The organism is Nonomuraea sp. NPDC052129 (assembly GCF_040680095.1).
GTDB lineage: Bacteria > Actinomycetota > Actinomycetes > Streptosporangiales > Streptosporangiaceae > Nonomuraea.
In genome coordinates this window covers 1-18660 of sequence record NZ_JBFAVX010000042.1, presented here as the reverse complement: position 1 = coordinate 18660, position 18660 = coordinate 1, and the positions used below count along the sequence as shown (strand labels likewise).

Below are 18660 nucleotides of genomic sequence, written 5' to 3'. Positions count from 1 at the left end.
GTCAAAGCGGCGCATTCACTGCCCTCCGGTCTTCGCGGGCGCGATAGTACTCGGCGGTGCTCAGAATCAGCTCGTCGAGCGCGATCCGGGGTCGCCAGCCCAGGTCGGTCGCCGCCCGCAGCGCCGGGATCTTGTGGAACGACTCGGCCTCGGCGTAGTACGGCCCGTGTACGCTCCTGCCGTCGACGCTGACGATCGGCGACGGGCTACCGAGTAACTCCTTCACTCGCTGGGCCAGCTCCATGATGGTGACGGCGTTCGCCGGGTTGCCGACATTGATGATGATGTCATCGCAGTTCAGCGCCGCGTCCATGTAGTCGATGAGGAACCCGGTCAGGTCGCTCGCCGCGATGAACGCCCTGACCTGCTCACCGCCCGCGAACACGGTGATCGGCTTCTCGGCCAGCGCCTGCTGGACGAACGTGGGCATGACGAACCCGCCCGCCCGCGACTGCCGCGCCCCCGCCACGTTGAACGGCCGGATGACCACTCCGCGCAGCCCGTGCTGGCGGCTGTTGGAGACCATCGCCTCGGCCAGCGTCTTGGCGATCGCGTACTCGATGCGGGTGTTGTACTGCGTCGGTACGACGATGTCGTCCTTCTCGTCGAGCACGCCGCTGCGGCCGTACACCTCGGCCGAGCTGAACAGGCATAACGGCGCGTCTGCCCGGATACAGGCGTCGATGACAGGGGCGGTGCTGCCGATGATGTCGTGGCCGAGCCGGCCCGCCCTGGACAGGATGCTCGCGGGGCCGACATAGGAGGCCGCGTGGATGACGCGGTCGGCGCCGGCGAAGTCGCCGCCCGCCGTCAGGTAGTCCTCCACCCGCTGCCGGATGACCGTGCAGCGAGGGTCGGTGTCGTAGTCCTCGCCGTCGATCACCGCACCCGCGTTGGAGTCGATGATCGTTACTCGGTGGCCCGCGGCGAGATACGCGTCCACCAGATGTGAGCCGATAAAACCGAGACCGCCCGTGACGATGACTTCGCCACTTGGAGCTCCCACGGGCCTGCCTTTCCCACGAAGCCGTGATTTCGAGGAAAAACGGTCACTCGGGGCCTGTGCCGCCCCGGTGGCACCTAGCGTGGGATTAAAACAGTTTTCGCCACGCTTGTCACGCATGGCACAAGTTTTCATGGTTCGGCGCAGACTTCCTGGACCGATCAGCCGGATCGGGCGTACGCTCGCCGCAATTCGGGCACAGGGAGTGACATGGCCACGTCGAGGGAACGCACCTTCACCGGCACCCGCGCCGCGAACGTGGTGCGCGAGTGGCCCCACGAGCAGCCGCGCTATGTCGCCGTCCTGGTCCACGGGTACGGCGAGCACATCGGCCGCTACGAGTACGTGGCCGACACCCTGGTCCGGCACGGCGCCGCGGTGTACGGGCTCGACCACGTCGGCCACGGCAAGTCGGAAGGCGACCGGGTGCTCGTCGTGGACTTCGAGGACGTGGTGACCGACGTACACGCTGTGGAGGAACAGGCCCGCGCCGACCATCCGCGCGTACCGGTCGTGCTGATCGGCCACTCGATGGGCGGCATGATCGCCGCCCGCTACGCCCAGCGCTACGGCGACGGGCTGGTCGCGCTCGTGCTGTCGGGCCCGGTGATCGGCGAATGGGAGGTGATCCCCGTCCTGCTCGCCCTCGACGAACTGCCCGACATCCCCATCGACCCGGCCACGCTCTCCCGCGACCCCGCTGTGGGCGTCGCCTACGCCGAGGATCCGCTGGTGTGGCACGGACCGTTCAAGCGGCCCACGCTGGAGGCGTTCGCGACGACGATCGCCACGATCGCCAAGGGCGGCTCGCTCGGCAGCCTGCCGACGCTCTGGATCCACGGCGCCGACGACCAGCTCGTGCCGCTGACCTCCAGCCGTACCGGCATCGAGACGATCCGCGGCGACGACCTGACGGAGCGGATCTATCCCGATGCCCGGCACGAGGTGTTCAACGAGACGAACCGGGACGAGGTTCTGACGGACGTCACGACCTTCATCGACCGCGTCCTCGGCCACTGACGGCGTCCGTCGCGGTGGGGTCGTTTCACCGCACCGGCAGCCACAGGTGTCCGGATCCGCGAGTCCGCGTCAGATCCACGCGATAGCAGCCGGCCTTGGGAAAGACGAAGCCCGTGCCCCACTCCTCACCCGGCCGCCGCCAGGACGAGCCCCCGTGCTGCTCGGGACCGAACGTGGGCTTCGCGGGGGTGCCGTCGGGCAGCGCGGCCGTGACCTTCAGCGGCCCTTCACCGGTCATCCGCCACACGATCTTGACCTCCTTGCGCTGCTTGAACGGAACCGGAGCGAACAGCAGCCCCCACACCTCAGCGTCCCGCGAGGTGCCTTGTACCTCGGGAAACCCGTCCTGATAGGTGAGCAGCGGCGTCCCATGGCACGCCTCCCTGGTGGCGGCGGGCGTCGGCTTCTGTGACACGGCCGGTGTCTCCGCCCTGGTTGGCGTCCCGGCCTCAGTCGGTCTCGGCGACCCGGTCCCGCCTGCGGCGCACCCCGCGACCACTATGAGCACCGCTCCGATTGTCATCCGCCTCATCGAACCTCCTTCGCTCTCACGACACGTACTCCGGGGAGCGGCCAGAGGTTCCTGGTTCAGGGGCCGGCGCTGATCTGGAACGGCCTACGGGCCTCCCGCCCGTGGAGCGAGAGGCCCGTACTCAGCCGGCACCCGTACTCAGCTAGCGCCCAACGAGGCGTCCTCGCAGCGGACCGTGACGATCGCGAACCACACATGCGAACGCGCGTCCTGGGACGTCACCGACTCGAACACCTCGCACGACGTGAACCCGTGGTTCAACGCGTTCTGCCTGGCAGCGGCCTCGGCGCTGGCGAGCGCGGTGTCCTCCTCGATGCCCTTGCCGAACCCGTCGAACAGCGCGCCGATCCCGGCGTTGATGGTGGTGGAGGTGTCGGCGGAGGCGGGCAGAGCGGCGACGAGGGCACCCGCGACGATGCCGGAACCGGCCAGCGTCGTCGCAGCCAGCGCGACCAGCAGCTTTTTGGTCAGGTACTTCATAGGATCTCCCCGAGCTTCGATCGTTGGGGCTTACGTCTGAGAGGCGTTCCATCCCGTTCCACCGGATGCCTTCGCGATCAGTGGCCGGAGCCGGCGGCGCCCCGTCTCGCGGAAGCGGTCAAGGTCCTATTCCTCTCCCGATTCAAAAATGCGCCATCTCTCCGTGGGCGACTCTCTTTCGAGCCAGTAACCCCAGCTGAAATCATCAGGCGCTTCTCGACCGCGCTTTTGTAGCTCGAGTTTCACGGACACCTGTATAACCGTGGTGTACCTGCCTGCGCCATCCGAATCCGGATGCCCCGGCCAGATCGTCATGGCCGTGATATCGGTCCAGTCGCAGAAAGAACTGTCGGCGAAGGACTCCTCGCGATCGGCGAATTCTGGGGTGGACAAGCGGCGGGCGACGTCGATGTCCCTCGCCACGACCGCCTGCAGGTAGGCCCTCACCGTGTCTTCGGGAGAGGCGCTATCCGCCGGCGGCCGGATGTCGTGAAGCTTGCGGGGAACGCAGTAGAGGCCAGTGAATTCGCCGATCGCCGGATAGAGCAGGCCTAATGAGGCAGTGAACAGCACTGCTGAACCAGCGGCGACATAGGTTTTCGGCTTCAAGGCCGCTCCCCGGACCAGTGCTTTTCCGGCACGAACGCCGCATGCATGAGATGTGAGGCGCTCGCGTCACCATCGTTGAGGCATCCCCAGCGCCTTGTCCGCCGCGCCGCCGTACTGACCGTGCGACTGCCCGCAGTCGTCACCCTATGCCGTGAGCGTAACGGGCAGTGACGTCCGCCGCGGGACATCTGCCCCACCGCAAGCATGAAGATCTCTCCACCCAATCCGCCCCAAGGCCCTGGGAGAGCTTTATGATCGTAAAAAGAAATACCAGATCATGCCCAGGGCAATGAGCCAGATAATGGCGCCGATGCCGCAGACCACCAGGCAGCCTGTGATGACTGTTCGTTTTCTGCCTCGATCGCCCCATTCGTGACGACCACGATCTGGATCCATGCTAAGAGGCTACTTCTTTCCCGCCCCGGCTAATTGACCATAGCCGAGCTGTAGGGGCATTTGTGGCTTTTATGTATTTCCGAGGATGGGAAGGATCAATGCGGAGGGATATTCCTGACCATGAAAGATCTCGAACCGGGTACGCCGGGTCCGCACGGCCACCGCCGCCGGCTCCCCGGTCCCATGGTTGCGCGCGAACCTCGGAAACGCGCCCCCCGCCACCTGCACCCGCAGGCGGTGGCCCTTGCGGAAGCGGTAGCCGGTCGGATGGAGTTCGACCTCCGCCCGGGTCACACTCTGCGAGTCCTGGGGCAGGCGCACGATGCCGTCCGTGACGTTCCGGGAGACGCCCGCGGGATCGACGTCGCAGAGCCGTACGAACAGGTCGGCATGCCCCGTGTCGGTGCGTACGTGCACGACCGCCGAGACCGGACCGACCAGGTCGAGATCGCGGGGGAGCGGTGCGGTGGTGTGGACGAGCACGTCGGACCGGCGCTCCACCTCCCGGTTGTCGCGCTGGCCGGTCTCTTGAGCGGAGAGCATCGGACCGCCTGGTGACCGCGTGGGGTGCGCCGGGTCATAGACGAACGTGTCCGACGAGCTCTTGTCCGGCACCTCCCAGCCGAGCCCCCGGCCGTGGCCCAGATAGAGCGGAGTGGGCGTGGACTCCGGAGGCGGCCACTGGTCGAAGTCCAGCCAGCGGTTGGCCTTCTGCAGGTAGAGGCGTACCGGTGCCTGGTGCAGTTGGGCGGTGTCGCCGAGCAGGTACGCCGACAGCCACGACACCTGGTCGATCAGCACGGCGCGCAGCGCGCCCGGATCATGGCCCCATGGACCGATCGTGATCCGGCTGCGCCGCCCCGCCTCCCGCAGCGCGGTGAAGTCACGCAGCTGCGCGGGCAGGAACAGGTCCCACCAGCCGGTCACCATGCTCGTCGGCGTGGTCATCTCGGCCGCCGCCGCGCGGTGGTCGGTGGCCGCCCAGAAGTCGTCGCCCGGCTCCGCGTGCGCGGCCACCTCGCGCAGGAACGGCACCGGCTTGCCGATCGCTGCCAGGTCGGAGGTGCTGATGGGGACGTGCGCCATGGCCCGCCGTACGCGCCGCTCCTTGCGGGGGTCGGGCAGCAGCCCGACGAGGGGCGCCTCCTCCTGGGTGCCGATCAGCGCCGACCAGGCCAGCGTGTTGTGCAGGCCCATCACGCCGCCCGGATAGAACGTGCTGACGAACTCGCTGGTCGTGATCCCGAGCCCCATCGCCTCCAGCGGCGGATCCAGGTAGGGCCCGACCGCCCACTGCGTGTACCCGAGATAACTGGCCCCCGCCATGGCCAGCCGCCCGTCACACCACGGCTGCGCGCGTAACCAGGCCGCCGTGGCAAGGCCGTCGTCCTTCTCCTGGTGAAAGGCGTGGAAGCGGCCACCGGATCCGAAGACGCCCCGGGTGTTCTGGACGACGACCTGCATCCCGCGCCTGACCAGCACGCTCGCGAACGCCTTCGCGTCGATCCGGTGCTTTCCGTACGGCGTGCGCATCAACACCACGGGCAGCGGCCCGGCACCGCGCGGCCGGTAGCGATCGGCGAGCAGCGCCACGCCGTCGGGCATCGAGACCCGCAGATCACGAGTGACCGCCACATCATCGACCACCGCCTCCGGCAGCCCGAGGAACCTGTCGAACAGCCTGCCGAGCACGCTCATGAGATGTCCTCCCGCTCGATCCCCAGAGTAGAGCTCCGAGGCCTCGTGACCGCAGTCTTGCGGGCCCGAGCACTCGGCAAGAAGTGATGGCGCTGACCGACCGTACACGGGAGGTGCCTTGCCGGGGAGCCCATGCCGTGTACCGATCGTCAAGAAACTGTGCACTGTGTGCTAACGACGCGCGCACGTTCTTCGACCATTCTGTTGATCTGGCAACAATGACCAGGCCGGCGGGTAAATCATGAATGATAAGGAAAAGGCGGCATCGTCGTCGGCGCGGTAACTTTCGACATTCTTAGTCGTCCATAACAGCCACCCCCGCGCGCACATCTTCGACAAACCCGTAAAGGAAAACAATGTCAGCATTCCACGGCAAGCCGGTCCGCCGGCGGGTCGTCGGCGTCATCGCCATGGCCCTCGTCCCCCTGATGGTCGCAGTGGGGGTGGCCTGGGCCGCCGCCACCGACAACATGTTCCCCACCCCGGTCACCGGCGGCCTATGCGTGAAAGGCATGCACAGGGGGTTTCCCTGCCAGACCGATAATTCCGCCGTCTACTACTACATGGACAGCAGCGGTGACTTTAAGCTGGAGTCCGTCGACAAGAACATGGTGAGAAACGCTCTGAGCGGCGAATACTCGCCCACCCGCCTGGCCATTCACTACGACTCGACGCCGGTTTTCACAGGAAGCGGTGAGACCGACATCGTGTACCAGGAGGGCTCCAGCGGCCTGAACGACACCGCCGCCGGAATGACGTGGTGCGACGCGACAGGCAACGACCTCCTGGACTGCGATCAGCAGGTCGTCCGCATCCGGGGCAACGGCCGCTACACCTACGCGCGGGTGTGCCACGAGACCGGGCATGCCGTCGGTCTTCAGCACGGCGACAACTCCAGCCCCGAGCTGTCCAAGACGGACGGTCGGCTGGGCTGCCTGGTGACGCCGTCGACCGGTCACAACGACCTCGGCGCCAACAACGTCGAGAACATCAACGCCACTTACTAGGGGGAACCGTGAGACGTCGTTTCGCCATCGCCGGCGCGGGGATCGCCGCCGTGCTCGTCACGGCCACGGCCGCCATGAGCGGCTCGATGGGCGCCGCCGCCGGCGGCTCAGCCGCGCAACCGTACAAGATGGTCATGGCCGAGGCCGACGACCGTCTGCCCAGCGTCACCGCCACCGACTGGGTGACGTACGCCGACCACGTGGTCGTCGTCAGCGCCGCCTCCGAACAGCGGCTCCAGCCCACCCAGACCGAGCTCGAACGCGGCGAAGGTCTCATCGGCCGCGCGGTCGACCTGCGGGTCAAGGAGGTCGTGTGGTCGCGCGAGGGCGCGCCCAAGCCCGCGCCGGACGGCTGGACCTACAACGCCGCGGGTTTCGCCTTCAACGACGGCAACGTGACCGAAGCCGTACCGATGGCAGTGCACGATCGCCCGCGCATCGAGGCAGGCCACGACTACATCATGGCCATCGTGTGGGAGGAGGCCCGTTGCTCGGATGGTGACGAGCCGGAACCTGGCAAATGGTGGGGGCTGGGCGAGGGCTCCGAGGTCCCTTATGACGGCAGCGTCATCGGGCAGGGCGAGCAGGAGGGCCAGGTACAGACAGTCGCCGACGCCCGCACGCTGGCCGCTCAGGCCGGGCCTAACACCGGAGTCGAAGAGGAGATGGCGGGTGACAACGCGGCAGCACTGGCCGCCAGGCTGAAGGCGACCGCACCGGGCGAGAAGCGGGTCGAAGCCGAGGCGGCCCAGACCAGCTGCGGATGAGTCCACCACGCACGCGCGCGATCGGATCGCCGACAGAGCCGATCTGACTGACCGAGTCACGCGCGACGATGTGCGTGCCGCCACCATCTCGGCGCCGAACCCCTTGAAAGCCCGTGTGGCCGCCGACTTCTGGCCGTTCGTCAGGTGTGGGTGTCAACGGCGCCACTCCACGGGGTCCTCGCGGTAGTTGTCCTGGTCGAACTTCGCGCCGACGATGTCGATGCCGGAACGGGCGGCCGCGAGCCGGCAGGTCTCGAAGCTCGCGCCGGCCCTGGCGAAGTCCTTGGGCGCGGACTGCCGCTTGCAGCCGGGCATGTTGCCCGTCACCACGGCGCCTGTGCCCCCGCCGTCCGCGGTCACTGGCTGCAGGAAGGGGGCGGACATGAACGACATGTCACTGCCGTCCACGTTCTCGACGGTGTAGCGGATGTAGTAAGGCTGGATTCCCTGCACCCGCTGCCCGAACTGCCGCTCGAACTCGCCCTGGTCACCCTTCACCACGGCGGTGACGGTGATGCCGATCGAGCCCTTCCGATGCGGCAGGACCGCCCTGTGGCCGATCTTGAGTTTGGTCCCGGTCGCGGTGGTCTCCTTGCTCGCGGTCGTGGCCGGTTCTGAGGTCTCGGCTGGTTCTGAGGTCTCGACGGATGGCACTTCTGACTGGCTGGGAGCCTGGCGGGCCACGTTCTCGGTGGGTCCGATGTTGCCGCACGCGGATACCGCGACGGCGACCGCTCCAAGAACTCCAAGGAGTGCACGTCTCAAGGGCATGACAAAGGATCTTTGAGCATCGTAGGGAAGGAAGTCGATGGCAGGGAGTCCACAACCTCTTAACACCACGTCCACGGCGCCCTCAGTGAGGTCCGGAGCGGAGCGTGTCGTGCCTGAAGTCCTTGGGTGAGGTGCCGAATGCCTTGCGGAAGGCGCGGCTGAAGTCCGCAGGGTGGGAGAAGCCCCAGCCGGCGGCGATGCTGTGGATGGGGATGTCGCGCATGACGGGATCGGCCAGGTCGCGGCGGGCGCGTTGGAGGCGCTGGGCCCTGATCCAGGTCGAGACCGTCGTGCCCTGCTCCTGGAAGAGCCGGTGCAGGTAGCTGGGGGAGATGTGGTGCGCGGCGGCGAGCGCGCCAGGGGTGAGGCCGGGCTCGCGCAGGTGCTGTTGGATGAAGGCCTGAATGCGCAAGGCGAGGGTGTGCCGGTGTGCCCCGGTGGCGGGAAAAGCGGGGTCGGTTTCGAGGGCGTGCGCGAACACGGCGTCGACCAGGCCGAGAAGCACCATGCCCACGCGCGGGCCGTCGGCGGGGCGGTAGGAGCTCGCGCCGTTGTTGGCCAAGGTGGTGACGAAACCGGCAAGTAGGGCGCCGACCCCGTCGTCGCCGGGGATCCTGCTGCCGAGAATCCGGTCTGTCTGGCTGGTCGGCAGTGACAGGAGCGTCTTGGGAATGACAATGGTGGCGTGTTGGAACGGGGTCCTGCCGTCGGCCGTTAGGAAGTCGCACTGTTGCAGGCGCGAGATGTCGTGGACGAACAGGTCCCCCCTCCCGGAGGCGACCTGCCTGTCGTTCCAGGTGGCGTGCAGGGTGCCCCATAAGGGGATCTGGAGCTGGTACGCCTCGTCGTGCGCGAAGTCACGGGTCGGGGTCGGGTTGCGCCACATGTGCATGGGCGCGAAGGTCTTCTTGGCCACGCGCAGGGGGCCGAGTTCCGTCTCGTGGTCGTCGGCGTAGAAATCCTGTGCGTGATCGCTGGTCATCTCGAAGTCCGACCCGTCGCAGACGCGCTCGCGCCAGCGGTCGAAGCGTTCTTTCGTGGGGATGTCATCGATCCGGAAACCGTTCTCGAGCACATTGTCCTTATGGTTGTTACTGGGGTCCGCCCAGGTCATCGGGCAGACTTCGCACCTTCGCCGGGAACGATCCGGCATCCGCGATTCCGCACGGGGTGGTCAGCCTCGACCTCAGCGTGGCGGGGGACTTCAGATGCGGCGTCTACGGCCGGCGCGCGCTGGGTGTCCCGCTCCTTGTCTCGGCAGGGGTCGTCACGAGGTGCTCGCCGAAGGCGTTCGACAGCCGCTGTTGCACGGGGTCAAGTCTGCCAAACAGGCGCGGCACGTGCCGCCTGGCTCTGCGGGCGGCCAGCGTGCTGCCGGTGGCGACCTGTGTGGTTGTCGAAGACGCGGGGCGATCCAGCGCGGGGAGCCGGCGGGTTGAGCGGGCGGTCCTGCCTAGGCGATCTTGACGGTGCCTGACCGGTGACTTTCTGCCCGCCGCGTTGTCTGAACGGGCGAGAGGGAGGCAAAGATGCGAAATTCCCGGCCCACCACTCGCGCTGACGTCGATGCCCGGGTTGGCGGGGTCGCCCTGCTGGGGCGGGCCATCCACTACGCGCTGGGCTGCCTGAGCCTGGTCACGCCCGGCGACCTGGACCGTCCCACTCCGTGTGAGGGCTGGGATCTGCAGGCGTTGCTGGCGCACGCGAACGACTCGTTCGCGGCACTGACGGAAGCCGCAGCGTTTGGACACGTCGCCCTCGTCCCCCCGCTGAACAACGACGGCCACGGCCACGACTGCTGCGACGGACACGATGGCGGCGACGGCGGTCACGGCGGTCACGGCGGTGGCGGCGGTGGCGGTGATGACGATGGCGGCTTGCGAAACCGCGCCACCAGCCTCCTTCGCGCCTGGGCGCGGTCCACGGACGTGATGGTCACCGTCGGCGGTTGCCCGTTGACGGCCGCGATGGTGTCCGCCGTCGGCGCCGTCGAGGTGGCCGTGCACGCCTGGGACGTGGCCCGAACATGCGGCCACCGCCGTCCCATCCCGGAGGACGTGGCGGCCGAGCTCCTCCCGCTGGCCCGGCTCTTCGTCACGGACGCCGACCGGCCGGCCCGATTCGCCGTACCCCTGAACGCCGCCCCCCGGGCCACAGCTCAGGACCGTCTGCTCGCTTACCTGGGCCGCGACCCTCACTGGGCTGACAACAGGAAGTAGCTTGACAGCATTAATTGTCGGTGTCAGCGTGGAGCCATGTACGAAGTCGCGGTGATCGAGGATCCGGCCGCCGCCGAGGCGTCGCTGGATCCGGTACGCGCCCGGCTGCTGGCCGCACTCGCCGAGCCGGGCTCGGCCACGATGCTGGCTGCCAAGGTCGGTCTGGCCAGGCAGAAGGTGAATTACCACCTCCGAGCCCTGGAAAGCCACGGTCTGGTCGAACTCGTCGAAGAGCGGCGCAAGGGCAACTGCACCGAACGCGTCATGCAAGCATCGGCCGCCTCCTACGTCATCTCGCCGACGGCCCTGTCGGCGGTCCAGCCCGACCCGTCCCGTTTCCCCGACCAGCTCTCGGCCCGCTGGCTGCTCGCCCTGGCCGCTCGCCTGGTACGCGACGTGGGCGCCCTCATCACCGGGGCCACGAAGGCCAAGAGGCGGGTGGCGACGTTCGGCATCGACGGCGAGGTCCGCTTCGCCTCGGCCGCCGACCGTGCCGCCTTCGCCGAGGAGCTGTCCGGAGTGGTGACTGCGCTGGTCAGCAAGTATCACGACGAACAGGCCGAGGACGGTCGGCCCCACCGTCTGGTCATCGCTATCCACCCATCTGTTGGGAAACAGAGCACTGATGGGTGATCTGTCAGTCAATCAGGGGGTTCACCGACGGGTGATCCGGCCGAGATGCGGGTACGGATAGCGGCGCATGAGTGCGAGGGCGGCCCTTTACCCCAGGCCGTACCAGACCGATGAGTGCATGTGCGGCCCTGTCGACGCGGCGGTGAAGCCCAGCGTCGAGACCAGGGCGAGCAGCGTGGGGGCGACGGCCGATCTTCGTGCGGCCGTCGCCCCCACTAACGGCCGCCCACCAGCAGACCGCCACCCCGCCACAAGCCGCCCGTAACAAGCCGTCCGTAACAAGCCGTCACCCGGCACGAGCGAACCCCGTCACGAGCGAAACCCTGTCACGACGCGAGCGTCTCCAAAACCTGTTCGCCATACTTGGCCAGTTTGTTCTCGCCCACCCCGTTGACCGTCCCCAGCTCCGCCAGCGTCGACGGCGACAGTGTCGCGATCTCCCGCAGTGTCGCGTCATGGAAGATCACGTAAGCCGGCACCCCCTGCTCCTTGGCCGTCGCCGCCCGCCATGCGCGCAGCCGTTCGAAGATCGGCGCGGCGTCGGCGGGCAGTTCCACCACAGGGCGGTCCTTGCCGGAGGTCTTGGCGGTCTTCGCCCGCGCTACCCGCTCGGGGTCGCGGCGCAGCCGCACCTCGCGCTGCCCGCGCAGCACGTCGGCGCTCGCGTCGGTGAGCACCAGCGCACCATAGTCGGACTCGACGGCCAGCAGCCCCTGCGCCAGCAACTGGCGCACCACCCCGTGCCACTCGGTGTTGCCCAGATCGGCGCCCACCCCGAACACGCTCAGCGAGTCGTGGCCGTGCTGCAGCACCTTGGCCGTCTTCTTGCCGAGCAGGATGTCGGCGATCTGCCCGACGCCGAACTTCTGCCCCCGCTCGCGGCGCAGCCGCAGCACCGTGGAGAGCACCTTCTGGGCGGGGACGGTGCCGTCCCACGACTCGGGCGGCGCCTGGCAGGTGTCGCAGTTGCCGCACGGCTTGGAGTCCTTCTGCCCGAAGTAGTCGAGCAGCATCACCCGGCGACACTCGACCGTCTCGCACAGGGCCAGCATCGCGTCGAGGTGGAGCACCTGGCGGCGGCGGTGGGCCTCGTCGCCCTCCATGGCCAGCCGCCGGTGCTGGACCACGTCCTGTAGCCCGTAGGCCATCCAGGCGGACGCGGGCAGCCCGTCGCGCCCGGCCCGGCCGGTCTCCTGGTAGTAGCCCTCGACGGACTTGGGCAGGTCGAGATGGGCGACGAAGCGTACGTCGGGCTTGTCGATGCCCATGCCGAACGCGATCGTGGCCACCACGACCAGCCCGTCCTCACGCAGGAAGCGCGCCTGGTGCGCGGCGCGGGTGCGGTTGTCGAGGCCCGCGTGGTAGGGCACGGCGGCGATGCCGTTGTCGACCAGGAAGGCCGCGATCTTCTCGACCGAGGAGCGCGACAGGCAGTAGACGATGCCCGCGTCGCCCTCGTGCTCGGTGCGCAGGAAGTCGAGGAGTTGGCGCTTCGGCTCGCTCTTGGTGGCGATGCGGTAGTGGATGTTGGGCCGGTCGAAGCTGGCCACGAAATGCCGGGCCTGCTCCAGCCGGAGCCGCGAGGCGATCTCGGCGTGGGTGGCCGGGGTGGCGGTCGCGGTCAGCGCGATGCGGGGCACCTCCGGCCAGCGCTCGTGCAGCTCCGACAGCGCCAGGTAGTCGGGGCGGAAGTCGTGTCCCCACTGCGACACGCAGTGCGCCTCGTCGATGGCGAACAGCGAGATCTCGCCCTTGGCCAGCAGCCGCAGCGTCGTCTCGACCCGCAGCCGCTCCGGCGCCAGGTAGAGCAGGTCGAGCTCGCCGGCGAGGAAGGCCGCCTCGACCCGTTGTCGCTCGTCGAAGTCCTGGGTGGAGTTGAGGAACCCCGCGCGCACGCCGAGCGCCGTCAGCGCGTCGACCTGGTCCTGCATCAGCGCGATCAGCGGTGAGATGACCACCCCGACCCCGGCGCGGACCAGCGCGGGGATCTGATAGCACAGCGACTTGCCGCCGCCGGTCGGCATGAGCACCAGCGCGTCGCCGCCGTCGACGACGTGATCGATGATCTCCTGCTGTCCGGCCCGGAAGGTGTCGTAGCCGAACACGCGGTGGAGAGCCTCGGTGGGGGTATCCATGCGGCTACCTTACGTGTTCGCCGGAGGCCGTTCGCTCTGTTCGCCCACGGCGATCGTAGGCCACCAGGGAAACAGCGCCGAGCCCGCAGGCCGCCGCCAGCGCCACCATCACCGCAGGGTACCCGGCCAGCTGCGCGACGCCCGCCGCGAGCAGCGGGGTGACGGCCTTGGCCACGGTGATCGGCAGGGCCAGGGCCCCGCTCAGCGTCGCGTACGCGCTGGTGCCGTACCGCTCGGTGAGCAGCGCGGGACGGGCGATCGTCGCCACCCCGAACCCCAGCCCGAACAGGACCACCCCGCAGACCGCGCCCGCCACGCTCCGCCCGGCGACCGGCAGCAGCAGCGCGGCGGCGCCCTGCAACCCGAACACGGTCGCGGTGATCAGCGCGACCGGCCACCGCCCCTGCAGGCCCGTGGTCACCAGCCGTCCGGTCACCGACAGCACGCCGAGCAGGCCCGCCACGGTCGCCGCGAAGAGGGGCGAGTGGCCGAGCGCGATCAGGTACGTCACCAGCAGCACGCCCATGACCGACACGGCGCCCGTCTGCGTCAGGAACGCCGCCGCCAGCAGCCAGAACGGCCGCTCCCGCAGCGCCGCCCCGACGACGCCCCGGTCCACGACCTTGGAAGAGGGACGGCTCCGTACCGCCAGGAAGTGCAGGGGTACGGCCGTCAAGGCGTATCCGATGGCCAGGATGACCAGGGCTTGTCGCCAGCCGTACCGATCGACGAGAAAGCCGGTCAAGGGCAGGAAGATGCTGGAGGCGAAGCCGGCCACCACGGTCACGGCGAGCAGGGCCCGCGAGCGTCGCGCCGCGTCGAACCAGGCGACGATCACCGCGAACGCGGCCTCGTACAGCACCATTCCGGAGGCGACGCCGAGCACCACGCACACCAGGTAGAGCTGGGGCAGAGTGTGCACCTGGGACCAGGCGAGCACGGCCAGCGCGCCGAGCGCCGAGCCCGCCGTCATCAGGCCCCGCCCGCCGTGCCGGTCGAGCCAGCGGCCGATGGGCGGCGCCACGAGCGCCGACACGAGTACGGCCAGCGTTATCGCGCCGGTGAGTTCGGCGACCCCCGTGTGCATATCGCGAGCCATCGGGGTGATGAAGACCGAGAAAGCGTAGTAAAGGATGCCGTATCCGGCGGTCTGGGTGATCGCCAGCGCGCCGACCAAGCGAGCAGACGAGGCGATCACGAATGGTTTCGTTCCCGTTCATCAAGCTATGGACACTGTGACATGAATCGCACCTATGTCGTCACAGGTGGCGGGCGCCGCCGTCTTCAGGGACGCCTCCGTGCACACCGCCACGACCGCGGAGATCCGCGCCCTGATCGCCGTCAACCTGGACCTCGCCGTCGTCGGCTGCGCCACCGCCGTGCGGCGCTTCCTCCGGTCCGGTACGGGCGGCGCCATCGTCAACATCACCTCCCACCAGACGCGCAGAGCGGTGCCCGGCAGCCTGCCGTATTCCACCGCGAAAGCCGCCATCGAGGGCCTGACCAGGGCGTTAGCCGTCGAGTACGGCAGGCGCGGCATCAGGGTCAACGCGGTGGCGCCCGGTTCGGTGGCGACGGAGAGGTACGCCGAGTTCCTGGCCGCGCAGCCGCCCGAGGTGGCGGCGGGAATCGAGGCGGAGATGGCCAGGTTGCACCCCCTCGGCAGGGTCGCGGGAGCGGACGAGGTGGCCGACGCGGTGGCGTACCTCCTCTCGGACGGCGCCGCCTTCGTCACGGGCACGACCCTCCCGGTGGACGGCGGCCGCGCGGCACTCGGACTCGATCCCGAATCAAGGGAATGAAAACCATTGTCGTCTGGTTGCAGGGGGCATGAGAAAGAACCTGCACCCCTCGTACCAGCCCGTCGTCTTCCGCGACCCGAGCGTCGGGTTCGCCTTCCTCACCCGCTCGACCCTGACGAGTGACAGGACCGTCGAGTGGGAGGACGGGCACACCTACCCGGTCGTCGACGTCGACGTCTCCTCGGCGAGTCACCCCTTCTACACCGGGCGCGGACGGGTCCTCGACACCGCCGGTCGTGTCGAGCGCTTCAAGCAGCGCTACGGCAAGGTCTGATCGCTACTTCCGCCGGTGGAAGCCCGCATGTGCCGGTTACTAGTGGGTACATGGCTTTCACCGGCGTGGAGTGATGGTGGTCAGAATGAGCCTATCTGGAAGGGAACGCCGCATCCTCGGGGAAATCGAGCAGGCACTTGAGCTGGAAGACCCCGACATGGCGCGGCGGGTAGCCGCAATCAACAAGATTGAGACAGGGTCGGACGCGGGGGCGTACCGCGAGCGCATGCAGTCGTGGGCCGGGGGGCACATCTGGCTGATCGCGCTGCTCGGGGTGATCGCCGTACTTTTGCTCGTGCTAGCTGTCATCACCGCCTGAGCGAACGCCTCCGCCTTCGCACAAAACGCAGCCTTCGCACAAAACGCAGCCTTCGAACAAAACGCAGCCTTCACACAAAACGCACCTGAGCCCATGCACCTCAAAGCCCGGTAGCTCAGGCCAGGCACCTCAGGGCCGAGGCGATCCGCGGGTCGAGATCGTGGCCGACCGGCAGGCGCCCCACCGTGGCCTCGACGAACTCCTGCGGCGACAGAGCCGCGCTCAACCCGTCCGTGCGTACCACGACCCGCTCTTCGGCCGTCTGCTCCACCTGAACCTCCGCCTCCTGCTCCGACAGGGCGAACCGGCCGACCGCCACTCGCCAGCGCGTCCGGCCCTCGGCCTCCTCCTCCGTCACCGGCGCGCCGACGTCGTCGGCGTGCGTGGCGTACTCGGAGTCGTAGTGGAAGGCCTGCAACCCCACCGGGTACGGGCCGGCCATCGTGTCGAGCGAGGCGTCCCGGCCGAGGTCGCGCATGCGGCGCCGGGTGTCGGCGTTCTCGGTCCGCCATTCGGCCAGCACCTGTTCGACGGGCATGTCCCGGCGCTGTCGTACGCTCCACTCGTTGAAGTCGTGGAAGCCGTTGACGCCCTCCCTGGCGAGGCGGGCCAGCAGATCCTGTACGTTGCCGTCGAGGCAGGCGTGGTTGTACAGCTCCTCACCTGCCAGATGACCCAGGACATCGCGGACGGACCATCCCTCGCAGCGCGACGGCCGCGCCCATCCGGCGTCGTCGAGACCGGCGAAGAAGCGGTCGAGCCTGGCCGCCTCCGCGTCGAAGATGTCGAACGGATCGAACTCTTTCAACAGATCATCAGCCATACCTCGAAGCTACCCGTCGGCTGTCGTCTCTCACGAAAGGCGCGGCGCAGAACGGTCAAGCTCCGGACAAGACGGAAGCCCGGCCCCCACACGGGGACCGGGCTTCCGCTCAGATGTGACTAGCCGAGCTTCCGCTCAGCGGAGCCAGCTTGTTCAGCGGAACCAGCGCGGGACGACCCGCACGTAGTCGGTGCCGCTCGTGGCGCCCTCGAGCTCGTCGTCGCCGGCGTACACGGCCTTGAACACGCCGCTCTTGTAGGCGCGCGTCTTGGCCTCGATCTTGCCGTTCCAGCCGGTACGGTCGGAGGCGACCCACTTCCAGCCGCTGGAGCCGTTGGCCTTGTAGAAGATGCTGACCCGCTCACCGCGGACGCCCTTCCAGCGGTCGTCGTCGTTGACCTGGAGACGACCGGAGAACCAGATGGTCCTGCCCTTACGGACCTTCGACGGGTCGGCGCTGAAGCGCGAGATGCGCGTCTGCGCCTTGCCCTGCTGGATCTCGACGGCGAAGAACGCGGTGTCGGTGTCGACGACCTTGCCGTCCTTGTCGTACGCCTGGGCGACGGCCTTCCACTTGCCGTCCTGGTCGTTCTCGTTGAACGGGACGGAGAAGCGCCAGCTCTCGACCTTGTTGACGTCCTTGGCCCTCAGGGTGCGGGCGCGCGGGTTGACCGGCTCCACACTGAGCTGGACCTTCTCGACGTCCGAGCTGGCGTCGACCTTGAAGAAGGCCTCCGTCTCGCTACCGGCCTTGACCACGACCGGGTTCGGTGAAATGTCCCTGATATCGACGGTCGGAGCCTTCGTCGTAGCCGACGCGGCCCCGGCGCCCGAAATCAGAAGTGTCCCGCCCACAAGGGCAGAGACGAGTCCTACAGCGATGTTCTTCATGAGGGTGCTGATTCCTCTCGTATCCCCGTTTCGCTGAGGCCGGCTCGGGATAGCCAACCTCCTCTACTACTTTGAGGCACAAAATGGGGAAAAAGTTCGCTAAAGTTACAGAAAATCTTTGATCACGGTCTTGACCAGGACCGTTACCCAAAAATCCGATTTGTGATTCCCTGACCGACTACAGTCTGCGCCATGACCGACGTCTACACGCTCGGTGAGGCACTGGGGGTCGTGTCCAGCGGCCGGGTACGTCATGAGACCGAAGCCCGGTTGGACGTCACCGGCCCGGAGTTCAACCTCGCCATCGCCCTGTCCCGGCTCGGACACAGGGCCGCCTACCTGGGCAAAGTCGGCAACGACGAGCTGGGGGCCAGGGTCCTCAGCGTGCTGAGGGGCGAGGGCGTCGACGCGGCGGACGTCAGGGTCATCGAGGGCGCGCACACCGGGCTGCTGCTCAGGGAGGCGCGCGTGGGCCGCGAGCAGCGCCTCACGCACTACCGCACCGGATCGGCCGGTACGAGCCTGAAGCCCGGCAACGTGCCCATCGACCGGATCGGCTCCGCGAAAATGCTGCACGTCACCGGCCTGACGGCGGGGCTCGGCAGGGACACCCTGGAGGCGGTCCGCACGGCCGTGAGCGCGGCCAAGACCGCCGAGGTGGCCATCTCCTTCGCCGTCGACTACGTACCCGAGCTCTGGCCGTCGGTACGCGAGGCCGAGGAGGTGCTGGGCGAGCTGGCCTGCGCCTCCCACCTGCTCTTCCTCGGCCAGGACGAGCTCGACCTGGTCAAGCCCGCGCTCACGCCGGAGCGTGAGGTCGTGGTGAACCGCGGCCTGAAGGGCGCGAGCGTACGGGCGGACCGCATGCGCTACGACGCGCCCGGCCTGCAGGTGCCGATCGTCGACACCGCGGGCGCGAGCGACGCCTTCGTGGCCGGCTACATCAGCGCGGCTCTGGACGGCCTGACCCCGCCGGAGCGCCTGCACCGCGGCACGCTGCTGGGCGCCGCCGCGGTGACCAGCGCCAGTGACTGGCAGGGCCTCCCCATCAGGGCCGACATCTAGCGCGGCATCCGTTCTTCCGCTCCCCCGAAGAGGGTGCCCTCCCTAGGGGCCTCTGCCACGACGGGCCGTCTTGTTCCACTCCCCCGAAGGGGGTACTCCGCCCAAGGGACACCAGCCGTCACCGTCGGAAGCCGCGAGGGGACCAAGGTCCTCAAGCTGCGGGTCGTACGGCACTGCCCCGGGTAGGGGGCACGCGGTGTGCTTTAGAGGTGACGA

Annotated in this window: 21 protein-coding genes; 9 read left to right on the top strand and 12 right to left on the bottom strand. The window is 68.2% G+C overall.

Annotated features, from left to right (window positions below; translation table 11 throughout):
* Window position 1: 1 nt before the first annotated feature.
* The gene (locus AB0L53_RS51475; RefSeq protein WP_364011851.1) at window positions 2–1123 is read right to left on the bottom strand and encodes an NAD-dependent epimerase/dehydratase family protein; all 1122 of its coding nucleotides are present in this window, start codon (window positions 1121–1123) and stop codon (window positions 2–4) included.
* Between the two features lie 90 nt (window positions 1124–1213).
* Here AB0L53_RS51475 and AB0L53_RS51470 point away from each other — a divergent pair, with 90 nt between their 5' ends.
* Entirely contained in the window at window positions 1214–2023 is an 810-nt protein-coding gene (locus AB0L53_RS51470) for a lysophospholipase (protein WP_364011848.1), read from the top strand.
* Window positions 2024–2048: 25 nt separating this feature from the next.
* Here the strand turns inward: AB0L53_RS51470 and AB0L53_RS51465 are convergent, their stop codons facing one another.
* The 5 genes from AB0L53_RS51465 to AB0L53_RS51445 form a co-directional block, all read right to left on the bottom strand.
* Window positions 2049–2438, bottom strand: coding sequence for a hypothetical protein (locus AB0L53_RS51465; protein WP_364011845.1), 390 nt, complete (start codon window positions 2436–2438; stop codon window positions 2049–2051).
* 255 nt (window positions 2439–2693) lie between these two features.
* Window positions 2694–3035 (bottom strand): hypothetical protein, encoded by a 342-nt coding sequence (locus AB0L53_RS51460; protein ID WP_364011842.1) that lies wholly within the window; start codon window positions 3033–3035, stop codon window positions 2694–2696.
* Between the two features lie 126 nt (window positions 3036–3161).
* Window positions 3162–3644 (bottom strand): hypothetical protein, encoded by a 483-nt coding sequence (locus tag AB0L53_RS51455; protein WP_364011840.1) that lies wholly within the window; start codon window positions 3642–3644, stop codon window positions 3162–3164.
* A 249-nt stretch (window positions 3645–3893) separates the two neighbouring features.
* Complete coding sequence (locus AB0L53_RS51450) at window positions 3894–4040, bottom strand: hypothetical protein (RefSeq protein ID WP_364011838.1); 147 nt, start codon at window positions 4038–4040, stop codon at window positions 3894–3896.
* A gap of 69 nt (window positions 4041–4109) precedes the next feature.
* The gene (locus tag AB0L53_RS51445) at window positions 4110–5738 is read right to left on the bottom strand and encodes a CocE/NonD family hydrolase (protein WP_364011835.1); all 1629 of its coding nucleotides are present in this window, start codon (window positions 5736–5738) and stop codon (window positions 4110–4112) included.
* Between the two features lie 356 nt (window positions 5739–6094).
* Here AB0L53_RS51445 and AB0L53_RS51440 point away from each other — a divergent pair, with 356 nt between their 5' ends.
* Together AB0L53_RS51440 and AB0L53_RS51435 are read left to right on the top strand one after the other, a co-directional pair.
* Window positions 6095–6745 (top strand): hypothetical protein, encoded by a 651-nt coding sequence (locus AB0L53_RS51440; protein ID WP_364011833.1) that lies wholly within the window; start codon window positions 6095–6097, stop codon window positions 6743–6745.
* 8 nt (window positions 6746–6753) lie between these two features.
* The gene (locus tag AB0L53_RS51435) at window positions 6754–7512 is read left to right on the top strand and encodes a hypothetical protein (RefSeq protein WP_364011830.1); all 759 of its coding nucleotides are present in this window, start codon (window positions 6754–6756) and stop codon (window positions 7510–7512) included.
* A gap of 153 nt (window positions 7513–7665) precedes the next feature.
* On the opposite strand, the gene AB0L53_RS51430 is transcribed toward AB0L53_RS51435, so the two are convergent.
* Window positions 7666–8283 carry a hypothetical protein gene (locus tag AB0L53_RS51430; protein ID WP_364011827.1) on the bottom strand — a complete coding sequence of 206 codons (618 nt, stop codon included), beginning with the start codon at window positions 8281–8283 and terminating at the stop codon, window positions 7666–7668.
* Window positions 8284–8365: 82 nt separating this feature from the next.
* Window positions 8366–9358 (bottom strand): helix-turn-helix domain-containing protein, encoded by a 993-nt coding sequence (locus AB0L53_RS51425; protein WP_364011824.1) that lies wholly within the window; start codon window positions 9356–9358, stop codon window positions 8366–8368.
* 454 nt (window positions 9359–9812) lie between these two features.
* On the opposite strand from AB0L53_RS51425, the gene AB0L53_RS51420 reads away from it, so the two are divergent.
* Together AB0L53_RS51420 and AB0L53_RS51415 are read left to right on the top strand one after the other, a co-directional pair.
* Complete coding sequence (locus AB0L53_RS51420; protein WP_364011821.1) at window positions 9813–10502, top strand: maleylpyruvate isomerase family mycothiol-dependent enzyme; 690 nt, start codon at window positions 9813–9815, stop codon at window positions 10500–10502.
* 36 nt (window positions 10503–10538) lie between these two features.
* Window positions 10539–11135: a helix-turn-helix domain-containing protein gene (locus AB0L53_RS51415; protein ID WP_364011817.1), complete on the top strand. Its 597-nt coding sequence runs from the start codon at window positions 10539–10541 to the stop codon at window positions 11133–11135.
* A 326-nt stretch (window positions 11136–11461) separates the two neighbouring features.
* Here AB0L53_RS51415 and recQ read toward each other — a convergent pair whose 3' ends face one another.
* Together recQ and AB0L53_RS51405 are read right to left on the bottom strand one after the other, a co-directional pair.
* Window positions 11462–13270 (bottom strand): DNA helicase RecQ, encoded by a 1809-nt coding sequence (gene recQ, locus AB0L53_RS51410; RefSeq protein WP_364011814.1) that lies wholly within the window; start codon window positions 13268–13270, stop codon window positions 11462–11464.
* A gap of 4 nt (window positions 13271–13274) precedes the next feature.
* Window positions 13275–14468 carry an MFS transporter gene (locus AB0L53_RS51405; protein WP_364011811.1) on the bottom strand — a complete coding sequence of 398 codons (1194 nt, stop codon included), beginning with the start codon at window positions 14466–14468 and terminating at the stop codon, window positions 13275–13277.
* A 55-nt stretch (window positions 14469–14523) separates the two neighbouring features.
* Here AB0L53_RS51405 and AB0L53_RS51400 point away from each other — a divergent pair, with 55 nt between their 5' ends.
* The 3 genes from AB0L53_RS51400 (at window position 14524) to AB0L53_RS51390 (ending at window position 15665) form a co-directional block, all read left to right on the top strand.
* Window positions 14524–15072: an SDR family oxidoreductase gene (locus AB0L53_RS51400; protein WP_364011808.1), complete on the top strand. Its 549-nt coding sequence runs from the start codon at window positions 14524–14526 to the stop codon at window positions 15070–15072.
* A gap of 28 nt (window positions 15073–15100) precedes the next feature.
* Window positions 15101–15346, top strand: coding sequence for a type B 50S ribosomal protein L31 (locus AB0L53_RS51395; protein ID WP_219526926.1), 246 nt, complete (start codon window positions 15101–15103; stop codon window positions 15344–15346).
* Window positions 15347–15431: 85 nt separating this feature from the next.
* On the top strand, window positions 15432–15665 hold the full coding sequence (locus tag AB0L53_RS51390; protein ID WP_364011805.1) for a DUF3040 domain-containing protein: 234 nt from the start codon (window positions 15432–15434) through the stop codon (window positions 15663–15665).
* Between the two features lie 115 nt (window positions 15666–15780).
* Here AB0L53_RS51390 and AB0L53_RS51385 read toward each other — a convergent pair whose 3' ends face one another.
* Together AB0L53_RS51385 and AB0L53_RS51380 are read right to left on the bottom strand one after the other, a co-directional pair.
* The gene (locus AB0L53_RS51385; RefSeq protein ID WP_364011802.1) at window positions 15781–16488 is read right to left on the bottom strand and encodes a maleylpyruvate isomerase family mycothiol-dependent enzyme; all 708 of its coding nucleotides are present in this window, start codon (window positions 16486–16488) and stop codon (window positions 15781–15783) included.
* Between the two features lie 153 nt (window positions 16489–16641).
* Window positions 16642–17247, bottom strand: coding sequence for a hypothetical protein (locus tag AB0L53_RS51380; protein WP_364011799.1), 606 nt, complete (start codon window positions 17245–17247; stop codon window positions 16642–16644).
* 324 nt (window positions 17248–17571) lie between these two features.
* On the opposite strand from AB0L53_RS51380, the gene AB0L53_RS51375 reads away from it, so the two are divergent.
* Entirely contained in the window at window positions 17572–18444 is an 873-nt protein-coding gene (locus tag AB0L53_RS51375) for a sugar kinase (protein WP_364011796.1), read from the top strand.
* Window positions 18445–18660: the final 216 nt, after the last annotated feature.